The 19,159-nt window shown below is 31.6% G+C and carries 23 protein-coding genes; 15 read left to right on the forward strand and 8 right to left on the reverse strand.

Annotated features, from left to right (window positions below):
* Positions 1-3: 3 nt before the first annotated feature.
* Entirely contained in the window at positions 4-375 is a 372-nt protein-coding gene (gene rsfS, locus J1D01_RS14160; RefSeq protein WP_372937301.1) for a ribosome silencing factor, read from the reverse strand.
* Positions 376-471: 96 nt separating this feature from the next.
* Between rsfS and J1D01_RS14165 the strand changes: the two genes are divergently transcribed.
* Complete coding sequence (locus J1D01_RS14165) at positions 472-1,200, forward strand: biotin--[acetyl-CoA-carboxylase] ligase (RefSeq protein ID WP_421151278.1); 729 nt, start codon at positions 472-474, stop codon at positions 1,198-1,200.
* On the opposite strand, the gene J1D01_RS14170 is transcribed toward J1D01_RS14165, so the two are convergent.
* Both J1D01_RS14170 and pyrE read right to left on the reverse strand, forming a co-directional pair.
* On the reverse strand, positions 1,197-1,592 hold the full coding sequence (locus J1D01_RS14170) for an SRPBCC family protein (protein WP_421151279.1): 396 nt from the start codon (positions 1,590-1,592) through the stop codon (positions 1,197-1,199). The genes J1D01_RS14165 and J1D01_RS14170 overlap by 4 nt on opposite strands.
* A 64-nt stretch (positions 1,593-1,656) precedes the next feature.
* The gene (gene pyrE / locus J1D01_RS14175) at positions 1,657-2,301 is read right to left on the reverse strand and encodes an orotate phosphoribosyltransferase (RefSeq protein WP_421151280.1); all 645 of its coding nucleotides are present in this window, start codon (positions 2,299-2,301) and stop codon (positions 1,657-1,659) included.
* 131 nt (positions 2,302-2,432) lie between these two features.
* Between pyrE and J1D01_RS14180 the strand changes: the two genes are divergently transcribed.
* The 3 genes from J1D01_RS14180 (at position 2,433) to J1D01_RS14190 (ending at position 5,258) form a co-directional block, all read left to right on the forward strand.
* On the forward strand, positions 2,433-3,014 hold the full coding sequence (locus J1D01_RS14180; protein WP_372937305.1) for an NUDIX hydrolase: 582 nt from the start codon (positions 2,433-2,435) through the stop codon (positions 3,012-3,014).
* Positions 3,015-3,162: 148 nt separating this feature from the next.
* Positions 3,163-3,528: a hypothetical protein gene (locus tag J1D01_RS14185; RefSeq protein WP_421151281.1), complete on the forward strand. Its 366-nt coding sequence runs from the start codon at positions 3,163-3,165 to the stop codon at positions 3,526-3,528.
* A 110-nt stretch (positions 3,529-3,638) separates the two neighbouring features.
* Positions 3,639-5,258: a SulP family inorganic anion transporter gene (locus J1D01_RS14190; RefSeq protein ID WP_421151282.1), complete on the forward strand. Its 1,620-nt coding sequence runs from the start codon at positions 3,639-3,641 to the stop codon at positions 5,256-5,258.
* 8 nt (positions 5,259-5,266) lie between these two features.
* On the opposite strand, the gene coaD is transcribed toward J1D01_RS14190, so the two are convergent.
* Together coaD and J1D01_RS14200 are read right to left on the reverse strand one after the other, a co-directional pair.
* Positions 5,267-5,722, reverse strand: coding sequence for a pantetheine-phosphate adenylyltransferase (gene coaD / locus J1D01_RS14195; RefSeq protein ID WP_421151283.1), 456 nt, complete (start codon positions 5,720-5,722; stop codon positions 5,267-5,269).
* Positions 5,723-5,740: 18 nt separating this feature from the next.
* Positions 5,741-6,715, reverse strand: coding sequence for a D-alanine--D-alanine ligase (locus tag J1D01_RS14200; protein WP_421151284.1), 975 nt, complete (start codon positions 6,713-6,715; stop codon positions 5,741-5,743).
* 141 nt (positions 6,716-6,856) lie between these two features.
* Between J1D01_RS14200 and J1D01_RS14205 the strand changes: the two genes are divergently transcribed.
* Both J1D01_RS14205 and J1D01_RS14210 read left to right on the forward strand, forming a co-directional pair.
* Positions 6,857-7,411, forward strand: coding sequence for a PASTA domain-containing protein (locus J1D01_RS14205; RefSeq protein WP_372937057.1), 555 nt, complete (start codon positions 6,857-6,859; stop codon positions 7,409-7,411).
* Positions 7,412-7,433: 22 nt separating this feature from the next.
* Positions 7,434-8,471: an RluA family pseudouridine synthase gene (locus J1D01_RS14210; RefSeq protein ID WP_421151285.1), complete on the forward strand. Its 1,038-nt coding sequence runs from the start codon at positions 7,434-7,436 to the stop codon at positions 8,469-8,471.
* Positions 8,472-8,502: 31 nt separating this feature from the next.
* Here J1D01_RS14210 and J1D01_RS14215 read toward each other — a convergent pair whose 3' ends face one another.
* The gene (locus J1D01_RS14215) at positions 8,503-9,441 is read right to left on the reverse strand and encodes a family 43 glycosylhydrolase (RefSeq protein ID WP_421151286.1); all 939 of its coding nucleotides are present in this window, start codon (positions 9,439-9,441) and stop codon (positions 8,503-8,505) included.
* Between the two features lie 164 nt (positions 9,442-9,605).
* On the opposite strand from J1D01_RS14215, the gene yaaA reads away from it, so the two are divergent.
* Together yaaA and J1D01_RS14225 are read left to right on the forward strand one after the other, a co-directional pair.
* A complete protein-coding gene (gene yaaA, locus J1D01_RS14220; RefSeq protein WP_372937060.1) occupies positions 9,606-10,364 on the forward strand; it encodes a peroxide stress protein YaaA in 759 nt (252 codons plus the stop codon).
* 9 nt (positions 10,365-10,373) lie between these two features.
* Positions 10,374-11,105 carry a hypothetical protein gene (locus J1D01_RS14225; RefSeq protein ID WP_372937061.1) on the forward strand — a complete coding sequence of 244 codons (732 nt, stop codon included), beginning with the start codon at positions 10,374-10,376 and terminating at the stop codon, positions 11,103-11,105.
* Here J1D01_RS14225 and J1D01_RS14230 read toward each other — a convergent pair.
* Positions 11,098-11,232, reverse strand: coding sequence for a 30S ribosomal protein THX (locus J1D01_RS14230; RefSeq protein WP_372937069.1), 135 nt, complete (start codon positions 11,230-11,232; stop codon positions 11,098-11,100). The two genes, J1D01_RS14225 and J1D01_RS14230, sit on opposite strands and share 8 nt — an antisense overlap.
* A gap of 61 nt (positions 11,233-11,293) precedes the next feature.
* Here J1D01_RS14230 and J1D01_RS14235 point away from each other — a divergent pair, with 61 nt between their 5' ends.
* A complete protein-coding gene (locus J1D01_RS14235) occupies positions 11,294-11,974 on the forward strand; it encodes a uracil-DNA glycosylase family protein (protein ID WP_372937062.1) in 681 nt (226 codons plus the stop codon).
* Positions 11,975-12,050: 76 nt separating this feature from the next.
* On the opposite strand, the gene J1D01_RS14240 is transcribed toward J1D01_RS14235, so the two are convergent.
* Positions 12,051-12,698, reverse strand: coding sequence for a YceI family protein (locus tag J1D01_RS14240; RefSeq protein WP_421151287.1), 648 nt, complete (start codon positions 12,696-12,698; stop codon positions 12,051-12,053).
* Positions 12,699-12,849: 151 nt separating this feature from the next.
* Here J1D01_RS14240 and J1D01_RS14245 point away from each other — a divergent pair, with 151 nt between their 5' ends.
* From J1D01_RS14245 to J1D01_RS14270, 6 genes are all read left to right on the forward strand, one after another.
* A complete protein-coding gene (locus tag J1D01_RS14245; RefSeq protein ID WP_372937064.1) occupies positions 12,850-13,425 on the forward strand; it encodes a nucleotide exchange factor GrpE in 576 nt (191 codons plus the stop codon).
* 9 nt (positions 13,426-13,434) lie between these two features.
* The gene (dnaJ, locus tag J1D01_RS14250) at positions 13,435-14,550 is read left to right on the forward strand and encodes a molecular chaperone DnaJ (protein WP_372937065.1); all 1,116 of its coding nucleotides are present in this window, start codon (positions 13,435-13,437) and stop codon (positions 14,548-14,550) included.
* Positions 14,551-14,845: 295 nt separating this feature from the next.
* A complete protein-coding gene (locus J1D01_RS14255) occupies positions 14,846-15,772 on the forward strand; it encodes an ABC transporter ATP-binding protein (RefSeq protein WP_372937066.1) in 927 nt (308 codons plus the stop codon).
* 2 nt (positions 15,773-15,774) lie between these two features.
* Positions 15,775-17,094 (forward strand): ABC transporter permease, encoded by a 1,320-nt coding sequence (locus J1D01_RS14260; protein WP_421151288.1) that lies wholly within the window; start codon positions 15,775-15,777, stop codon positions 17,092-17,094.
* 1 nt (position 17,095) lies between these two features.
* Positions 17,096-17,977, forward strand: coding sequence for a mechanosensitive ion channel family protein (locus J1D01_RS14265; RefSeq protein ID WP_421151289.1), 882 nt, complete (start codon positions 17,096-17,098; stop codon positions 17,975-17,977).
* 12 nt (positions 17,978-17,989) lie between these two features.
* Positions 17,990-19,153 carry a sigma-54-dependent transcriptional regulator gene (locus J1D01_RS14270; protein ID WP_421151290.1) on the forward strand — a complete coding sequence of 388 codons (1,164 nt, stop codon included), beginning with the start codon at positions 17,990-17,992 and terminating at the stop codon, positions 19,151-19,153.
* Positions 19,154-19,159 lie beyond the last annotated feature (6 nt).

Below are 19,159 nucleotides of genomic sequence, written 5' to 3' on the forward strand. Positions count from 1 at the left end.
TTCTTAATAACTAGTTTCTATTATTGTTGATTTAGCATCTCCCCAAAGACTTTCAATATCATAATATTCTCTAACATGTTTTTGAAACACATGTACAACAACATTAACGTAATCTATTAAAACCCATTCGGCATTATCTTCACCTTCAGTATGCCAGGGTTTGTCTTTAAGTTCTTTGCTTACTTTCTTTTGTACGGAGTTAACTATGGCGTTTACTTGTGTATTAGAAGTTCCTTCACATATAATGAAATAGTCACAAACGGTGTTTTCAATATCTCTTAAATCTAAAATATTTATTTCTTGACCTTTAACATCTTCAATGCCACTAATTATTACAGATATTAATTGGTCTGCACTTATTTTTTCTTTCGCCATTAATTTTATTTAATTTGTGCAAAGTTATTATTTTTTTTAGTTCTTTATACCTTAAAATAATCTTAAGATTTTAAAGACCAACAATATCCTTGCTATATGTTTATAATCAAACTTAATGCCACTGATTCTACAAACAGTTATTTACGTAGGTACATTGCAGAGAATAAAGTTGAAGATTATACCATTGTTGTAGCTAAAGAACAAACGCAGGGTAGAGGGCAAATGGGTACTGTTTGGGTTTCTGATGCTTGTAAAAATCTTACTTTCAGTATGTTTAAGGATTTGAGTGGGCATGTTGTAGAGTTTCCTTACTACATAAGTATGGCCATTTCTTTAGCTATTTTAAAAGCTTTAAAATCATTAAATATTCCTAATTTAAGCATTAAATGGCCTAACGACATTTTGTCAGCAGACAAGAAAGTTTGTGGGATTTTAATTGAAAATGTCATAAAAAATAAATTAGAATCTACAATTATAGGTATTGGGGTTAATGTAAACCAAACTAAGTTTGATGGTTTGCCTAAAGCTACATCTTTAAAAAATATAACAGGAGTTCATTTTGATTTGGATGAAGTGTTATTTAGGATTATAACCTACACAAAAGAATATTCATCATTGCTTCAAGCGGGTAAATATGAAGCTGTAAAGCGTGAATATGAATCTAATTTGTTTAGAAAAGACAAGCCTTCAACTTTTAAAGATGCAGAAGGTTCTTTATTCTCTGGCTTTGTTAAAGGTGTTACTAAATATGGAAAGTTAATGGTTATTTTAGAAGATGAAATCTTAAAAAAATTTGATCTTAAAGAAATTACAATGCTTTATTAAATAGCTTTAGGAATACTAGTAGCTAATGTTTCAATAAATTTGGTAATGGGGCTTTTAATCATCATTGCCATCATGGGATTAAAATCTCCGGAAAATTGTAATTGTACTTCGCTAGAGGTATCACTTGTTTTAACAATATTTCCAGTTAATGAAAAATCTATTTTACCGCCAGCGGCACCTAAAACAATTTTGTTTGGAGCTTCAACAGCTTTCTTTTCTAAAACTATTTCTGGCATCCCTTTTAATGCAAAAACAAATTTATCATCTCCTAAAACTTCAAATTTACTAATGTTTTCTGGCATTAATGTTTCAAAATTTTTAACATCGGCTAAAAATTCAAAAACCTCTTCTGGAGATTTTTCAACGTTTATTTTTGGAGATTCTAAATTCATGATACTATAGTATTATGGGTTATTAATTAGTAGGCTGTTTAAACCATTTTACAAAAAATGAAAATCAAATACCATTCCATTCACTTGGGTTGGTATTCCAATCTAATAAAGTTTTTAGCTGGTTTTTTGAGATATAATTTGTGTCTAAAGCTTGTTCTAAAAGGGTTTCATAATCTCCTAAAGTTTGTAGTTTAACGTTAGCGTCTTCAAAATTTTTGGTAGCAATATCAAAACCATAAGTAAAAATAGCAATCATACCTTTAACATTAATACCTGCATCTCTTAAAGCTTTAACGGCATTTAAACTGCTTTTTCCGGTGCTTATTAAATCTTCTACAACTACTACATTTTGTCCTTTTTCTATAAAACCTTCAATTTGATTTTTTCTGCCATGACCTTTAGCATCTGGCCTTACATAGATAAAAGGTAAACCTAAATATTCTGCAACCAACATACCAATACCAATAGCTCCTGTGGCTACACCAGCAATAGCGTTTGGTTTTCCATATTGTTTTTCAATTTGTTTACCCATAGTTTCTCTAACGTAATTACGAATTGGTGGAAACGAAAGGATAATTCTATTATCACAATAAATAGGCGATTTCCAGCCGGAAGCCCAAGTAAAAGGTTCTTTTGGACTAAGTTTAATGGCATTAACTTGCAATAAAACTTCGGCAGTTTTTTTAGCGGTATTTTTATTAAAAATCATGTTGACAAAAATAAGGATAAATTTAATTTTACGTTAAAGAAGCGTTATTAATAAAAATATTTTTTTTAACAATTGTTGGTTTGTTTCTAAAAGTGATATTTTTACCATGCCTTAAAATGTAAATACAACGTATGCATAAAATTTTTGTTGGAGATAAACCTATAATTTTAACCTCTAAGGTTGAACAAGAAACTAACTTTAAAAATTATTTACTTGATACTGTAAATATTGGTAAAGTTGTTAAGGAATTAAAAAATTCTTCGTTAAATGAAGTTAGGCTTATACATAAAAATGAAGATAAGCTTTTAAGTAAATTTTTAAAAAAATTACCTAATGTAATAGCTGGTGGAGGTAAGGTTTACAACCAAAAAGGAGAAATACTATTTATTTATAGAAATGATAAATGGGACTTGCCAAAAGGAAAGACCGAAAAAAAAGAAACCATTGAAGAAACCTCAATTAGAGAAGTTGAAGAAGAAACAGGTGTTAAAGGATTAGAAATAACAAAACCACTAAATACTACTTACCATATTTTTAAGCGTAATGGCCGTCATAAAATAAAAATAACTTATTGGTTTGAGATGAAAACTAGCTTTAATGGTAAATTATATCCACAAGAAAAAGAAGGGATTACCAAGGTAGAGTGGTTAAACAAAATACAAGCTTTAAAAGCCCTTAAAAACTCATACGCTAACATAAGAGAATTGGTTTAGTTTTATTACTTAAATAAACTTTTTTGTAGTCTAAAATATTAAAATAAAATAACTATTTTAGCCAATAAGCTTATAGTTTAAAATTGCTAAAAGATTACTTTTTTTGAAGTGTTTGTAATTTTTTAATCTCTCTAAATTAAGATTTTATATGAAAAGTTATGAGCTATCTTTTGGCATAATAAACATTATAAAAAATAACTTGGCAGAAGTTATTGTTAACGAAGGGGTGGTGATGGATGAACTTATTATTGATGAGTACCATGATTTTTTGCTAACTAATTTAGAAGCACCCTTCTCATTATTAATAAATAAAAAACATTCTTATACATACACTTTTGAAGCTCAAAAAACAATAACCCATTTAGACCAAATCAACAAAATGGCAGTCCTTTTTACAACCTCAGGAGCCTTTATGTCTACCAAAACCTTAATAAGCGTAAATGCTGGTATAGATAACAAAATTAAAATGTTTAAAAATAGAGGTGAAGCCTTAAATTGGTTAAATAAACAATAAGTATTTAACAAAGACTCAAACGTTTTAGTCTTCTTGTTTATTGAATTATAGTAAATTACTTGCTTCTTCTTTTTTTACCATTAAATTTGCACCTTCAAAAAAAGGGAGTCATGACGGAATTTATTCAAAAGCGTGCTAAAAATGCTAAAAACGATATTTTAAGTGGAGCAACAGTGGCATTAGCATTAGTGCCAGAAGCAGTAGCTTTTGCTTTTGTAGCTGGTGTAGATCCGCTAGTTGGATTATATGCAGCCTTTATGGTTGGTTTAATAACCTCAATTTTTGGTGGACGTCCCGGTATGATTAGTGGCGCTACTGGAGCTTTAGCTGTTGTAATGGTGAGTTTGGTTGCAGAAGGTAATGCTATGGGTACACCAGAAGAAAACCTAGGACTTTACTATTTATTTGCTACGGTCATTTTAATGGGGGTTATACAAATGTTAGCAGGGGTTTTAAAACTTGGTAAGTTTGTTAGACTCATTCCACATCCAGTAATGATGGGGTTTGTAAACGGTTTAGCTATTGTTATTTTTATGGCGCAGTTAAAAATGTTTAGAGATGCAGACGGCGCATATTTTACAGGTTCAGAATTATGGACAATGATAGGTCTTGTGGCATTAACAATGGCTATTATGTTTGTTTTGCCCAAGTTTAAATTAACCAAAAAGTTGCCAGAAGCTCTTATTGGTATTATAGTGGTTTCTCTAATTGTAGTTTTTGGTAATTTAGATGTTGCTACCGTTGGTAGTTTTATTAGAGATGGTGGCGGAGAAGGTTTAAAAGGAGGCCTTCCGCAATTTCAAACAGATATATTTAGTAAAGTGCCTTTTAATTGGCAAACCATTAAATTTATTGGTCCGTATGCTGTAATATTAGCAGCCATTGGGTTGATAGAATCTTTAATGACACTTAATTTGGTTGATGAATTAACCGAAACCAGAGGTAATGCCAATAGAGAATGTATGGCACAAGGAGGAGCTAATATTGTTACCGGATTTTTTGGTGGTATGGGTGGTTGCGCTATGATTGGGCAATCTATAATAAATATAAAAGGTGGTGGTCGTGGCAGACTATCAGGTATTACAGCAGCGGTTTTATTGTTGGTTTTTATCTTATTTGCTTCAGCCTATATAGAACAAATACCTATTGCAGCTTTAGTGGGGGTTATGTTTATGGTTGTAGTTGGTACCTTTGCTTGGAGTAGCTTTAGAATCCTTAGAAAAATACCAGTTAGCGATGCTATTGTTTTAATAGCCGTATCATTAATTACGGTTTGGAAAGATTTAGCTGTAGCTGTAATAGCAGGCGTTATAATTAGTGCGTTGGTGTTCTCTTGGGAAAATGCTAGACGTATTAGGGCAAGAAAGCGCATGAGGGAAGATGGTACTAAAGTATATGAAATTTGGGGGCCACTATTCTTTGGATCTATTAAGGCCTTTAATGAAAAGTTTGATCCTAAAAATGATCCAGAAAATGTTGAGATAGATTTTGTAGAGTCTAGAGTTAGCGATCATTCTGCTATAGAAGCTATTTTTAATATAGTAAATAAATATGAAGCCGAAGGAAAATCAATAAAACTTAAACATTTAAGTGAAGATTGTAAGGTGCTACTTTACAAATCGAGTCCTAAATTTAGAGAAGTTATTATTGAAGATATTGATGACCCGCGTTATCATTTGGCTGAAAATCCAGAGGCGTTTACTAAAGGGCTATCTGAGTATAATCTTTAGTAAATTATTTATTTTACTCTAACACTGTCTGGAACCAACTTAGTGTAATCGCCATTATTTCTTATTACATCACGCACAATAGATGATGCTATATAAGATGTACGAGCAGCTGTTAGTAAGAAAACGGTTTCAATTTCAGATAAACTTCTGTTGGTATGAGCAATGGCTTTTTCAAATTCAAAATCGGCAGGATTTCGTAAACCGCGTAAAATAAATTCAGCATCAATTTCTTTGCAAAAATCAACAGTTAACCCCTTGTAAGTCATTACTTTTACTTTGGGTTCATGGGCAAAAGCTTCCTCAATAAAAGTTTTTCGTTGTTCAAGAGAGAACATATATTTTTTATCGGCATTTACACCAATAGCAACAATAATTTCATCAAAAAGAGTAACTCCTCTTTTTATAATATCGTAATGTCCTAAAGTCAACGGGTCAAAAGACCCCGGGAAAATGGCTCGTTTCATTTTATAAAAATAACTTTTTTATTTCAAAGCTTCTTCAATAGCATTGTCAAATAAATCTTCTAAAGAAATTCCTGCGGCAGCGGCTTGTTGCGGCAATATACTTTCTTTGGTTAACCCAGGTACGGTATTAATTTCTAATAGATGTGGTTCGCCTTCTTTAAAAATATATTCACTTCTAGAAAAGCCAGTCATTTTTAAAGTGTCATACACTTTTTTAGCTATAGTGTTAACTTTTTCTTCTTGTTCTTTACTAAGTCTTGCTGGGGTGATTTCTTGTGATTTTCCTAAGTATTTTGCTTCGTAATCAAAAAAATCATTTTCAGAAACAATTTCTGTTATGGGTAATACCTTTGTTTTTCCTTTATAAGTTATAACGCCAACAGAAACTTCGGTACCATCTAAAAATTGTTCAATAATAATTTCGTCATCTTCTTTAAAAGCAACATCAATAGCTTTTTGTAAATCTTCTTGTTTGTGTACTTTGGTTACGCCAAAGCTACTACCAGCTTTATTAGCTTTCACAAAACAGGGTAAGCCTACTTTTTTTATTATAGCGGCTTCATTTATGGTATCACCCAAATTTAAATAGTAAGATGCCGCAGTTTTTATGCCGTAAGGTTTTAAAACACTTAAACAATCGCGTTTGTTAAAAGTAACAGAGGCTTGATACATTGAGCAACTGGTATGTGGTATACCTAATAACTCAAAATAGGCTTGCATATAACCGTCTTCACCAGGCGCGCCGTGAATGGCATTAAAAACACAGTCAAACGTAATTGTTTTATCTTTTGTTTTAACCGAAAAATCATTTTTATCTACAGGGAATTCAGCATCATTTTCATCAACATACACCCATTTGTCTTTAAAAATATGAATACGATATGCGGTATATTTTTGTGGATTTAGGGTTTCAAAAACTACATTTCCGCTTTTAAGAGAAATTTGATATTCGCTAGAATAGCCTCCCATAATAATGGCTATATGTTTCTTCATAAAAATAAAATTATGCTTTAGTATTCATCTAAAACTTACAATAATTTCGTATTTATTATAAGTTAAGCTAAAATATCATATATATTGCAAAAGAAAAAGCAGTTCTGTTTTTATATATTTGCGGTATTCAAAATTCTATACATGAGCATTGTTAAATTCTTAGTAAGTAAAACATTTTTAAAGCAAATTTTATTAGCTATTGTAGCAGTAGTTGTACTGTGTTTTATAATGTTGTGGTGGTTAAAAGGCTACACACATCATGGTGATTTTGAAACGGTTCCAGATTTAAAAGGAAAATCTATTAGTGTAGCCCAATTAGAGCTAAAAGAGAATAATTTAGTTATGCAAATTCAAGATTCGGCTAATTATAACCCTAATTACCCTAAATTTTCGGTAATAGAACAAGAGCCTGTTGCAGGAACACAAGTAAAAGAAAACAGAAAAATATATTTAACGCTTAACCCATCTGGTTATAGAAAAATTGAAGTACCAGATTTAAGAGAGCGTACCTTTAGGCAAGCAAAACCAAATTTAGAAGCTTTAGAGTTTAAAGTTGGAAAAATTACTTACGAAGATAATATTGGTAAAGATTTGGTGTTAAAAATGTATCACAAAGGAAAACTTATAAAACCTGGTGATAAACTTGCAAAAACTTCTGTAATAGATTTAGTGCTTGGTAACGGGAAACGCCCGTAAATAATTAGTCTTAACGCATTTAATGGAAAACCACACACCACAGTTACCCGAAGAGGATAACCTCTATGAACATTATACTTTTACGGTTAAAGAGGGGCAAACCCCACTGCGTATAGATAAATACGTAATGAATTTTGTTGAAAACGCTACTAGAAACAAAATACAAACCGCAGCAAAAAATGGGAGTATTTATGTTAATGGCTCTCCTGTTAAGCCAAGTTATAAAGTAAAACCTAATGACCAAATAAAGGTGCTTTTTACACACCCTACGTATGAAAATTTATTGGTAGGAGAAGACATTCCGTTAGATGTTGTTTATGAAGACAATGAGTTGCTAGTAGTAAATAAACCAGCTGGTATGGTGGTACATCCTGGTCACGGAAATTATTCAGGTACATTAATAAATGCTTTAATTTATAAGTTTGAAAACTTACCAAACAATTCTAGCGAACGCCCTGGATTGGTGCATAGAATTGATAAAGATACTAGCGGGCTTTTAGTTGTTGCGAAAACCGAAGAAGCCATGACCCATTTGTCTTTACAGTTTGCCGAAAAAACTAGCGAGCGCGAATACGTAGTGTTAGTTTGGGGGAATGTTGAAGCAGATGAAGGTACCGTAGAAGGTAATATTGGGAGACACCCAAAGAACCGATTACAAAACACGGTATTTCTTGGTGATGATGCCGAAAAAGGTAAACCAGCGGTTACCCATTATAAAGTTTTAGAGCGTTTAGGTTATGTTACCTTGGTGTCTTGTAAGTTAGAAACCGGACGTACCCATCAAATACGCGTACACATGAAACATATTGGGCACACGCTGTTTAACGATGAACGCTATGGAGGCGAAAAGATTTTAAAAGGCACAACATTTACAAAATACAAACAGTTTGTAGAAAACTGTTTTAAAATACTGCCAAGACAAGCGTTACATGCAAAAACACTAGGTTTTGTGCACCCCAAAACAGGGGAGTTTATGCAATTTACTTCTGAAATTCCTGATGATATGCAACAGTGTATTGAAAAATGGCGAGGGTACTCAAAGCATATTGAAAACCTCTAGTTTAGTGAAGTATTTGTATTAAATTATTTTCTTATTTAGTGGGTATTACTTTTTGAATGGTTCCATCTTCATTGTAGTATAATTTGTCAAAACATATAGATCTGCGAAAAGGGTGTGGACTTCCTTCATGACCCCAGCCAAATTTCTCTTCTAACTCAGGATGGTTTTTGTAGTACAAGTCTGAGTTGTGATAAAACATATACCACTGCCCTTGGTACTCAACTATTGAATGGTGGTTTGTGCCACTATTCATTTTTTCTAAAATAACACCTTTATATTCAAAAGGACCTAAAGGATTATCAGACATGCAATATTTTATTTCACCGCTTGTTCCAACATAAGATAAATAGTATTTACCTTTGTATTTATGCATCCAAGAGGCTTCAAAAAAATCATCGGTACCCTTTAACAAATGAACTTCTCCATCATATGAAATCATATCTTTATTTAGCTTAATAGCATTTACAACCAACTGCCCCATGTACAAATATGCTTGTCCATCATCGTCTATAAATACACCTGGGTCAATAAAATCTCTGTTACAAACAACACCTTTAGTATCCATTGAAATTAGTGGTTTCCCTAACGGATCAATAAATGGGCCTGTTGGTTTATCACTTACAGCAACTCCTATATGAAATTGATCGGTAGGGAAATAGAAATAATACTTTTCGTTTGCTTTTATACAGTCTGGTGCCCATGCATATTTTTTAGCCCACTTAACATCTTTAATATCTAACGCAACGCCATGATCTGTCCAATTTACCATGTCGGTAGTTGAAAATACATGCCAATCTACCATATCAAACCAATTGGCATCATCAGGGTCATGCGAAGGGTAAACGTATAGCGTGTCGTTAAACACACGAGCCGAAGGATCTGCAGTATACATATGTGTGATAAATGGATTCTGAGAAAAGCAGATATCTCCGGTTATAATTATAAAAAAAATGGAGCTAATATATTTCATATACCTTATTTTATGGAGTATAACAGTTTAATATGATGTTGTTTTGATGTTTATCTTTTATAGTTAAACGAATTTAGCTAATTTTTTGTGTAAAGTCAAAGAGGTAATTCTTATTTTCAAAAGTCTATTAGTAATTGTAACTTTGATAAGTAAAAATCTTATTCATGAAATTAGTAATATCACCTGCTAAATCGCTAAATTTTGAAAGCGAGTTACCAACAAATATATATACAGAAGCCTGTTTTTTAAAACAAGCCGAACGTATAAACAAACTACTTAAAAAAAAATCTGCCCGAAGTTTATCTAAACTAATGAACATTTCTGATGCTTTAGGGCAATTAAATTATGAGCGTAACCAAGAATGGAGTTTGCCATTTACACCAAACAACGCAAGACCTGCTGTATATGCCTTTAGTGGCGATGTTTACAAAGGCTTAGATGCTTATACCATTCCAGAAGAGAAACTTGAAAAATTGCAAGATACAGTTCGTATTATTTCGGGTTTATACGGTCTATTAAAACCTACCGATTTAATTCAACCTTATAGGCTAGAAATGGGCACTAAATTTCCCGTAGGGAAAAATAAAAACTTATATGAGTTCTGGAAAAAAACAATAACCACAGCCTTAAATGAAGAGTTAGAAGATAACGAGTTATTTTTAAACCTAGCCAGTAATGAGTACTTTAAAGCTATTGATGTTAAAGCATTAAAAGTACCCGTAATAACAGCCAATTTTAAAGATTTTAAAAATGGTAAGTACAAAGTAATTTCTTTTTTTGCAAAAGCAGCACGTGGTATGATGGCACGCTATATAATAGATACCAATGCCAATACTGTAGAGGATTTAAAAGGCTTTAATTATGAGGGCTACGGTTTTAGCGAAGACCTATCAACCAATACAGAGTTAGTTTTTATTAGATAGTCTATTTATATGGTTTACTATTTAATTTTAGCGCTTCAAGCATATTGTATTTACCACATGTTTAAATACAGAAATCCTTACTATTGGGTGTTTTTAATATTATTTTTACCTGTGGTAGGCTCCATAATTTATTTAATAACACAGGTTTATAATAAGCGTGATGCTGAAAAACTTACAAGTGAGATTACCAATATTATAAACCCAACTAAAAAAATTAAAGATTTACAAAAAAAGTTAGAGTTTTCTGAAACTTATCAAAACAGAGTAAATTTAGCTGATGCTTATTTAGAAATAGGCGACTACCAAAATGCTATAACATATTACAAAGATGCTTTAGAAGGTAATTTTCAAAATGATTATTATGTTATAAATAACATGGTAGAAGCTTTTTACAAACTAGAAGATTACAAAAACGTTTTAAAATATGCAGAAAGCATTAAAGAACATAAAGAATTTAATAAGTCCAGAATTCAATTTTTATACGGGTTAGCCTTAGAAAAAGAAGGCAAACTTGATGATGCAGAAGCAAATTTAAAATGTATTGATATAAGATTTTCATTTTATAATGAGCGTCTTACTTATGCAAAGTTTTTATTGAGTAGAAATAAAAACCAAGAAGCTAAAGATATTTTAAATGCCTTAATCTTAGAATCACAACAAATGACTAAGTCTAACAAACGTATTTACCATAGTACCATAACAGAGGCAGAACGTATTTTAAAAGAAAACCCAACTACTTAGGTTGGGCTTTTTTATCTACACTTATTTTAGTTTCAGCAGAAATTTTCTTTTTTACTCTTGGGCGTCTTACACCAAAAGTACCTCTGTAAATTTTACCACGTTTAGTTTTTTTGTCTCCTTTTCCCATTTTATTTGTAATTTTTGTTTCTTTCAAAATAATAAAAATTTAAAAATAAGTCAAATGCAACATGTTTAAACATAAGCACCCATATGCTCCATTCATAAAAAAAACTACAACAAAATTAATAGTAGGTACATTACCACCACCAAGATTTTCAACAGGAGAGTTGTTAGAAAACGATGTGAATTTTTGTTATGGCAGTTATTACAATTCACTCTGGTTATACATTGATGAAATTCATAATTTGAGCTTAAGATATGATAATTCTAACGAAGCTATTGAACAACGCAAACAATTTTTAGTAGAGCATAATATAGGTGTTTGTGATATTGTTGAGAGTTGTCAACGTAAAAAAATAGATGCCTCAGATTTAGGAATGACAAATATAAAACTAAGAGATGTAGTGGGCTATTTAAAGAAATACCCAAACATAAATACCATTTTATTTACTGGCGGAAATAGTAAAAACGGACCCGAATATTTTTTTAGAAAACATATAAAAGATTACGGGTTGAAGTTAGAGTTGGTTTCAAACCAGATTCCTAGAATTCATCAATTTGTAATTCCTAGAGAAGAGCAGGAGTATTGTGAACAAGACAGACTAATTAAAACTGTATCATTAACCTCTTCTTCTGGAAGCGCAAATAGAGCCATTGGTAGTATGAAGTTGTATCAACAATTAAAAACCACAAACCCAAATTTTAACACTTTTGATTTTAGAGTAATGCAATATCGGGAGTTTTTTTAAGCTCTTTTGTAGTTTAAAATAATAAAAAACCATCTTAAAATTAAGATGGTTTTTCAAAAAACATTCAATTTAAAACTTAAGATTTTGTAGCTTTTACAGAAATTTTAAGTTCAATATCATCGTTAATAAATTTATCACCTAAATTATCAAAAAACGACTTAGAACCATACTTAACATTCCATTTAGAACGGTCTATAGTAAAAGTTTCACTTGTTAAACTAAGTGTATCATTTTCATTAGAAATACTTACAGGAAACGTAACATTATTTGTAGTGTCTTTTAAGGTTAAGTTACCAGAAAGCATGGTTTTTCCATCGGCTTCTTCTAAACCAGTAATTTCAAAAGAGGCACTAGGGTAGGTTTCGGTATCAAAAAAATCAGCACCTTTTAAATGTCCGGTAAGTTTTGCATTTCCTTTTTCTTCAGCAGGAATATCTAAAACAACAATAGAATTCATGTCTATTTTAAATGTGCCACCAACAATTTTACTATCAGCAACATCAAATGCTCCATCGGTTATACTAATAGTACCGTTGTGTTTTCCTGTTGGTTTAGAACCTGCCCACTCAATGCTAGATTCTGCTACATTAGCAGTGTACTTTTCTGTGGCTATTTCAACTACTTCAGTTTCTTGTGCGGCTTTGGTTTCGGCTTCTTTGGTTTTGTCTTTACAACTAAAGGTTAAGGTTGCCAAAATGCAAATAGATAAAAGACTTTTTTTCATAAAAATTTTATTTAGTGATTTAGGTGTAAAGTTACTTAATTGAACCCACAAAAAAAATTTAAAAATAATTAGTGACATTTTGACATTTTTATAATAATGGCAGTACTTTTGCCAACCAAATATTACGTAATTGCATAATGTAAATGTTACTATGAGTAAAAAGAAAAAAAACACAGATATAGAACAAGAACAAGTAGAAGCAACTCAAACCGAAACTGTTGAAGTTGAAGAAAAAGAAGAAACATCTGCAGAAGAACAAACGGTAGAAGAGCAATCAGTTGAAGAAAAACTACAAGAAGAAGTGAAACAAGAAAAAGATAAGTTTTTACGTTTATTTGCAGAGTTTGAAAACTATAAAAAGCGTACTTCTAAAGAGCGTTTAGATTTATTTAAAACTGCAAATGAAGAAGTAATGGTGGCTCTGTTACCAATTATAGATGATTTTGAGCGTGCTTTAACACACATTGAAGAAGATAAAGAAGCCGAAGAATTACGCAAAGGAGTAGTGCTTATTTATCAAAAAATGTTAACAACCTTAGAGCAAAAAGGACTGGCACCAATAAAAGTTGAAAAAGGAGACAATTTTAATGCCGATGACCACGAGGCGGTAACTCAAATTCCAGCACCGTCAGATGACCTTAAAGGTAAAATTATTGATGTTGTTGAAAAAGGTTATAAATTAGGCGAAAAAGTAATACGTTTCCCAAAAGTTGTTATTGGGCAATAAAAATAAAACATGGCAAAAAGAGATTATTACGAAATATTAGGAGTTAGCAAAGGGGCTAGTGCTTCAGAAATTAAAAAGGCATATCGGAAAAAAGCGATAGAGTTTCATCCAGATAAAAATCCAGATGATAAGGAAGCCGAAGCAAAATTTAAAGAAGCGGCCGAAGCCTATGAAGTATTAAGTGACCCTGATAAAAAAGCTAGATATGACCAATTTGGTCATCAAGCCTTTGAAAATGGAGGAGGCTTTGGTGGAGGTGGCATGAATATGGATGACATATTCAGTCAGTTTGGTGATATATTTGGCGGTGCCTTTGGTGGTGGTTTCTCTGGTTTTGGCGGCGGTGGCGGACAACGTAGAGTAAAAGGAAGCAACCTACGCATACGTGTTAAATTAACTCTTGAAGAAATTGCTAACGGCGTTGAAAAGAAAATAAAAGTTAAGCGTAAAGTTAAAGCGCCAGGAACTACCTATAAAACATGCTCAACTTGTGGAGGTACCGGTCAAGTTACTCGTATTGCTAATACTATTTTAGGAAGAATGCAAACCTCTTCACCATGTAATGTTTGTGGAGGTACTGGTGAAATTATTGATAAAAAACCAGCCGATGCCGATGCTCAAGGATTAAAAGTTGTTGAAGAAACCGTATCCATAAAAATACCAGCAGGTGTGGTTGATGGTATGCAACTTAAAGTATCTGGTAAAGGAAATGAAGCTCCAGGTAACGGAATTGCAGGCGATATTTTAGTAGTTATAGAAGAAGAAGTACACCCTAAATTACAACGAGAAGGTGATAATTTACATTACGATTTGTATGTAAGTTACCCCGATGCGGTTTTAGGAACTTCAAAAGAAATAGATACGGTTACTGGTAAAGTGCGTATAAAAATAGAACCAGGAGTACAAAGTGGTAAAATATTACGCTTACGCGGAAAAGGAATACCAAGTATAAATGGTTACGGAAAAGGAGATTTATTGGTACATGTTAACGTGTGGACACCCAAAACACTTAACAAGCAACAAAGAGAGTTTTTTGAAAGTATGAGGAATGATGAGCATTTCGAACCAAAACCACAAAGCTCAGATAAATCATTCTTTGAAAAAGTAAAAGATATGTTCTCTTAAAACTTTAAGTTTTAATAAGAAAACAAACAATTTTTAGTCCTTACTTGTAAACGATAAAATTGTAAGTTATAAGTTAGATTTGTTAATAATATAGAAAAAAAAACTATATTTGAAGTATCACTAAATTTTTAGTGGTAATTTTTCTTTTTCATAGCAATTTTTTTCCCATCCTTAATATTGTTTTAAGGGTGGGTTTTGTTTTTATGCACTTTTAAAAAATAATTAATAATTATTTACTAAAACTCTCAGTTAAACATTTAATATATTTACAACCTATTCAAGATCGTTAAAAAATATGAGCAACTTATTAGAAGTTCATGAAGTTTCTAAGAATTTCGGAGATTTTAAGGCACTCAACAATGTATCAATCAATGTCCCTAAAGGAAGCATTTTTGGACTTTTAGGCCCTAACGGGGCTGGTAAAACAACTTTAATTAGGGTAATTAACCAAATTACTATGCCAGATTCTGGTACCGTGCATTTAGATGGAGATTTACTTAACCCTTCACACATAAAAGAAATAGGTTATTTACCAGAAGAACGTGGTTTATATAAATCTATGAAAGTTGGAGAGCAAGCTTTGTATTTAGCACAATTAAAAGGCTTAAGTAAAGCCGAAGCTAAACAACGTTTAAAATATTGGTTTGATAGATTAGAAATAGGAGATTGGTGGAACAAGAAAATACAAGAACTTTCAAAAGGAATGGCACAAAAAATACAGTTTGTGGTTACCGTATTGCACAACCCAAAATTGTTAATTTTTGATGAACCTTTTTCGGGCTTTGACCCTATAAATGCCAATTTAATTAAAGACGAAATTTTACGCTTGCGTGAAGAAGGCGCAACAGTAATATTTTCAACACATAGAATGGAATCTGTTGAAGAGTTATGTGATGATATTGCCTTAATACACAAGTCAAACAAAATATTAGAAGGTAAATTAATTGATATAAAAAGGCAATACAAAACCAATACTTTTGAAGTAGGTTTAGAGGCTGAAAATAAACTGATTTTAAAAGAACGTTTAACTGAAAAGTTTACAGTTTCTGAAGCAAATTTTAAATCTTTAAATGATGATTTAAAACTAAATATTAAGCTTAAAAAAGGAGAATCTGCACAAGACCTTATTGCATTTTTAAACCAAAAAGCACAAATAAATCATTTTGTAGAAGTGATACCTAGTGCCAATGACATATTTATTCAAACAGTACAGAATAACTAATTATGAATCATCTTTCACTTATCATAAAACGTGAATATTTAACTAAGGTTAAAAATAAATCTTTTATAGTAATGACCATTTTAAGCCCTATTATCATGATAGCGCTTATTGCAGTAGTAGCCTATTTATCAAATTTAAATAATGAAAAGGTAAGGGTTATTTCTGTGTTAGATGAATCTGGTTTGGTAAGAGATATTTTTAAAAACACAGAGCATACAACTTATGATATTCTAGAGAACGTATCGTTAGATGTAGCAAAAAATATAGTAAATGAAACCTCAAATTATGGTTTACTTCATGTTGAAAAATTTACAGAATTAGACTCTGTTTCTAAACACATTAAATTTTATTCTGAAGAATCTCCTTCATTAGCAATAATTTCAGATTTAGAAGGTAAATTAGAAAGGGCATTTACCAATTTAAAAATGAAGGAAGCTAATATTGATATTTCTAAAATTGAAGCATCTCAAGTGCACATAAACATAGGTCAGGAGAATTTTTTTGGCGAAGAATCTTCAAAAATAGATAGTGTAGTAAAGCTAATTTTTGGTTGTGCAGCAGGTTATTTATTATTCATGTTTATCATTATTTATGGTAACATGATAATGCGTAGTGTTATAGAAGAAAAAACTAGTAGGATTATAGAGGTAATAATTTCCTCTGTAAAACCAGTACAATTAATGTTGGGTAAAATTATTGGTACTTCTTTAGCAGGTATTACACAGTTTGTTGTTTGGGTTATTTTTGGGGGACTTTTAATGACTATTGTTTCACTAGTTTTAGGAATAAGTTTATTTGATTCTTCAATGCCGCAACAAGAACTTATTGAAATGGCATCACAAAGTCAAGGGCAAGGGGTAGAGTTTTATTTTGAATCTTTTAAACAAGCTTTAAGGAATATGCCATTAATGAATTTAATTGTAGCTTTTATATTTTTCTTTATCGGTGGATATTTGTTGTATAGTTCGCTGTATGCCGCTATTGGCGCCGCAGTTGATAATGAAACCGATACTCAACAATTTATGCTACCCATTTTAATGCCTTTAATTTTAGCTGTTTATATAGGAATTTTTACTGTTATTGAAGACCCACACGGAACGGTTTCAACGGTGTTTTCATACATTCCATTAACATCACCTGTTGTTATGCTTATGAGAATACCATTTGGGGTACCTATTTGGCAACAGTTGCTTTCTTTGTTAATTTTAATTGGTACATTTATGTTTACGGTTTGGTTTGCAGCTAAAATTTATAGAGTTGGTATTTTAATGTATGGTAAAAAACCAACCTATAAAGAGTTAATAAGATGGATTAAATATTAAAATGACTCAAAAAATAGAAAAAATAGAAGAAGTTATTAACGAAAGCTCTTTTTTTGAGGAGGTTGTTAAATTCATTAATATTAAGTTATATGAAAATGAAGCGGGAACAATTGTAATAACAATAGGGTTTGTTCTTTTAGTTTTTATTTCTTTTATCTTAACTAATATTATACTTTCTTTGTTTAGAAGGATGGTTACCAGAAAATTACCAGAAGATGACAAAGTTAAGTTTGTAACAGTATTTTCTTTTTCTCGTTGGTTTATTTATGTTATAGTATTATTAATAGCATTTAGTACCGTAGGCATTAATGTAAATGCTGTATTGGCAGCTTCGGCAGGACTTCTAATAGGTATTGGTCTTGCTTTGCAAACACTTTTTCAAGATATTATTTCGGGTATTTTTATTCTTATTGATCAATCAGTTCATGTAGGAGATATTATTGAACTAGAAGGTAAGGTAGGTAGAGTTGATGAGATAAAACTTAGAACAACGCGTGCAGTTACTGTTGATAATAAGGTTTTAATAATACCAAACCATCTTTATTTGACTAATAGTTTGTATAATTGGACTCAAAATGGAACTACTACAAGAGAGTCTGTTAGTGTAGGGGTGGCTTACGGAAGTGATGTGCAACTAGTAAAAAAGTTGTTAATAGAAGCAGCAAACTCACACCCACAAGTATTAAATAAATTAGAAACTAAAGTACAGTTTGTAGATTTTGGTGATAGTTCATTAAACTTTAAAGTAGTATTTACCTTAGCCGATAGTTTTAATGCACGTATTCCACAAAGCGATATTCGTTTTGAAATAGACCGCTTATTTAGAGAAAACAATATTTCTATACCGTTCCCGCAAAGAGATATTCATATTATAAAGAAATAAACAAAATTAAATATGCCTAAAATACTAGTAATTGAAGATGAAGCAGCCATTAGAAGAGTGCTTGTAAAAATACTTTCAGAAGAAAGTGATACCTATCAAGTAGAAGAAGCTGAAGATGGTTTAGTAGGAATTGAAAAAATAAAAAAAGACGATTTCGATTTAATTCTTTGCGATATAAAAATGCCAAAAATGGATGGTGTTGAAGTATTAGAAGCTGTTAAAAAAATAAAACCAGAAATTCCTATAGTGATGATTTCTGGTCATGGAGATTTAGATACAGCTGTAAATACCATGCGTTTAGGAGCTTACGATTATATTTCTAAACCACCAGATTTAAACAGATTGCTAAACACAGTTAGAAACGCCTTAGATCGAAAAGAACTTGTTGTAGAAAACAAAATTCTTAAGAAAAAGGTTAGTAAAAAATACGAAATGGTGGGCGAAAGTAAAGCTATTGCTCAAATAAAAGAAATAATTGAAAAAGTAGCCCCAACAGATGCTAGAGTTTTAATTACTGGCCCTAATGGAACTGGGAAAGAAATTGTAGCCCATTGGTTGCATGAAAAAAGTGAACGCTCTAAAGGTAATATGATAGAGGTGAATTGTGCCGCTATACCAAGTGAATTAATTGAAAGTGAGCTTTTTGGACATGTAAAAGGTGCTTTTACCAGCGCTAATAAAGATAGAGCAGGAAAATTTGAAGCAGCTAACGGAGGTACCATTTTTCTAGATGAAATAGGAGATATGAGTTTATCTGCACAGGCTAAAGTTTTAAGAGCGCTTCAAGAAAATAAAATACAACGGGTTGGAAGTGACAAGGATATAAAAGTAAATGTTAGGGTAATTGCTGCTACCAATAAAAACTTGAAAAAAGAAATTGAAGACGGTAAATTTCGTGAAGATTTATATCATAGACTTGCGGTTATACTTATAAAAGTGCCAGCTTTAAATGATAGACGTGATGACATTCCGCTATTGGTAAATCATTTTGCAGCTAAAATAGCTAATGAACAAGGAACCGCTAAAAAAACATTTTCAGATAAAGCTATAAAATTACTTCAAGATTATGATTGGACAGGTAATATTAGAGAGCTTAGAAATGTAGTGGAGCGTTTAATTATACTTGGCGGAACAGAAGTTAGTGAGCAAGATGTAAAATTGTTTGCTTCAAAATAAAAAAAG

The organism is Seonamhaeicola sp. NFXS20 (assembly GCF_049132085.1).
Lineage (GTDB): Bacteria > Bacteroidota > Bacteroidia > Flavobacteriales > Flavobacteriaceae > Seonamhaeicola.

Bases quoted from the DNA above. Each gene is read 5' to 3' on its own strand.
- rsfS (WP_372937301.1), bottom strand. From the start codon at position 375: ATGGCGAAAGAAAAAATAAGTGCAGACCAATTAATATCTGTAATAATT.
- J1D01_RS14165 (WP_421151278.1), top strand. From the start codon at position 472: ATGTTTATAATCAAACTTAATGCCACTGATTCTACAAACAGTTATTTA.
- J1D01_RS14170 (WP_421151279.1), bottom strand. From the start codon at position 1,592: ATGAATTTAGAATCTCCAAAAATAAACGTTGAAAAATCTCCAGAAGAG.
- pyrE (WP_421151280.1), bottom strand. From the start codon at position 2,301: ATGATTTTTAATAAAAATACCGCTAAAAAAACTGCCGAAGTTTTATTG.
- J1D01_RS14180 (WP_372937305.1), top strand. From the start codon at position 2,433: ATGCATAAAATTTTTGTTGGAGATAAACCTATAATTTTAACCTCTAAG.
- J1D01_RS14185 (WP_421151281.1), top strand. From the start codon at position 3,163: ATGAAAAGTTATGAGCTATCTTTTGGCATAATAAACATTATAAAAAAT.
- J1D01_RS14190 (WP_421151282.1), top strand. From the start codon at position 3,639: ATGACGGAATTTATTCAAAAGCGTGCTAAAAATGCTAAAAACGATATT.
- coaD (WP_421151283.1), bottom strand. From the start codon at position 5,722: ATGAAACGAGCCATTTTCCCGGGGTCTTTTGACCCGTTGACTTTAGGA.
- J1D01_RS14200 (WP_421151284.1), bottom strand. From the start codon at position 6,715: ATGAAGAAACATATAGCCATTATTATGGGAGGCTATTCTAGCGAATAT.
- J1D01_RS14205 (WP_372937057.1), top strand. From the start codon at position 6,857: ATGAGCATTGTTAAATTCTTAGTAAGTAAAACATTTTTAAAGCAAATT.
- J1D01_RS14210 (WP_421151285.1), top strand. From the start codon at position 7,434: ATGGAAAACCACACACCACAGTTACCCGAAGAGGATAACCTCTATGAA.
- J1D01_RS14215 (WP_421151286.1), bottom strand. From the start codon at position 9,441: ATGAAATATATTAGCTCCATTTTTTTTATAATTATAACCGGAGATATC.
- yaaA (WP_372937060.1), top strand. From the start codon at position 9,606: ATGAAATTAGTAATATCACCTGCTAAATCGCTAAATTTTGAAAGCGAG.
- J1D01_RS14225 (WP_372937061.1), top strand. From the start codon at position 10,374: ATGGTTTACTATTTAATTTTAGCGCTTCAAGCATATTGTATTTACCAC.
- J1D01_RS14230 (WP_372937069.1), bottom strand. From the start codon at position 11,232: ATGGGAAAAGGAGACAAAAAAACTAAACGTGGTAAAATTTACAGAGGT.
- J1D01_RS14235 (WP_372937062.1), top strand. From the start codon at position 11,294: ATGTTTAAACATAAGCACCCATATGCTCCATTCATAAAAAAAACTACA.
- J1D01_RS14240 (WP_421151287.1), bottom strand. From the start codon at position 12,698: ATGAAAAAAAGTCTTTTATCTATTTGCATTTTGGCAACCTTAACCTTT.
- J1D01_RS14245 (WP_372937064.1), top strand. From the start codon at position 12,850: ATGAGTAAAAAGAAAAAAAACACAGATATAGAACAAGAACAAGTAGAA.
- dnaJ (WP_372937065.1), top strand. From the start codon at position 13,435: ATGGCAAAAAGAGATTATTACGAAATATTAGGAGTTAGCAAAGGGGCT.
- J1D01_RS14255 (WP_372937066.1), top strand. From the start codon at position 14,846: ATGAGCAACTTATTAGAAGTTCATGAAGTTTCTAAGAATTTCGGAGAT.
- J1D01_RS14260 (WP_421151288.1), top strand. From the start codon at position 15,775: ATGAATCATCTTTCACTTATCATAAAACGTGAATATTTAACTAAGGTT.
- J1D01_RS14265 (WP_421151289.1), top strand. From the start codon at position 17,096: ATGACTCAAAAAATAGAAAAAATAGAAGAAGTTATTAACGAAAGCTCT.
- J1D01_RS14270 (WP_421151290.1), top strand. From the start codon at position 17,990: ATGCCTAAAATACTAGTAATTGAAGATGAAGCAGCCATTAGAAGAGTG.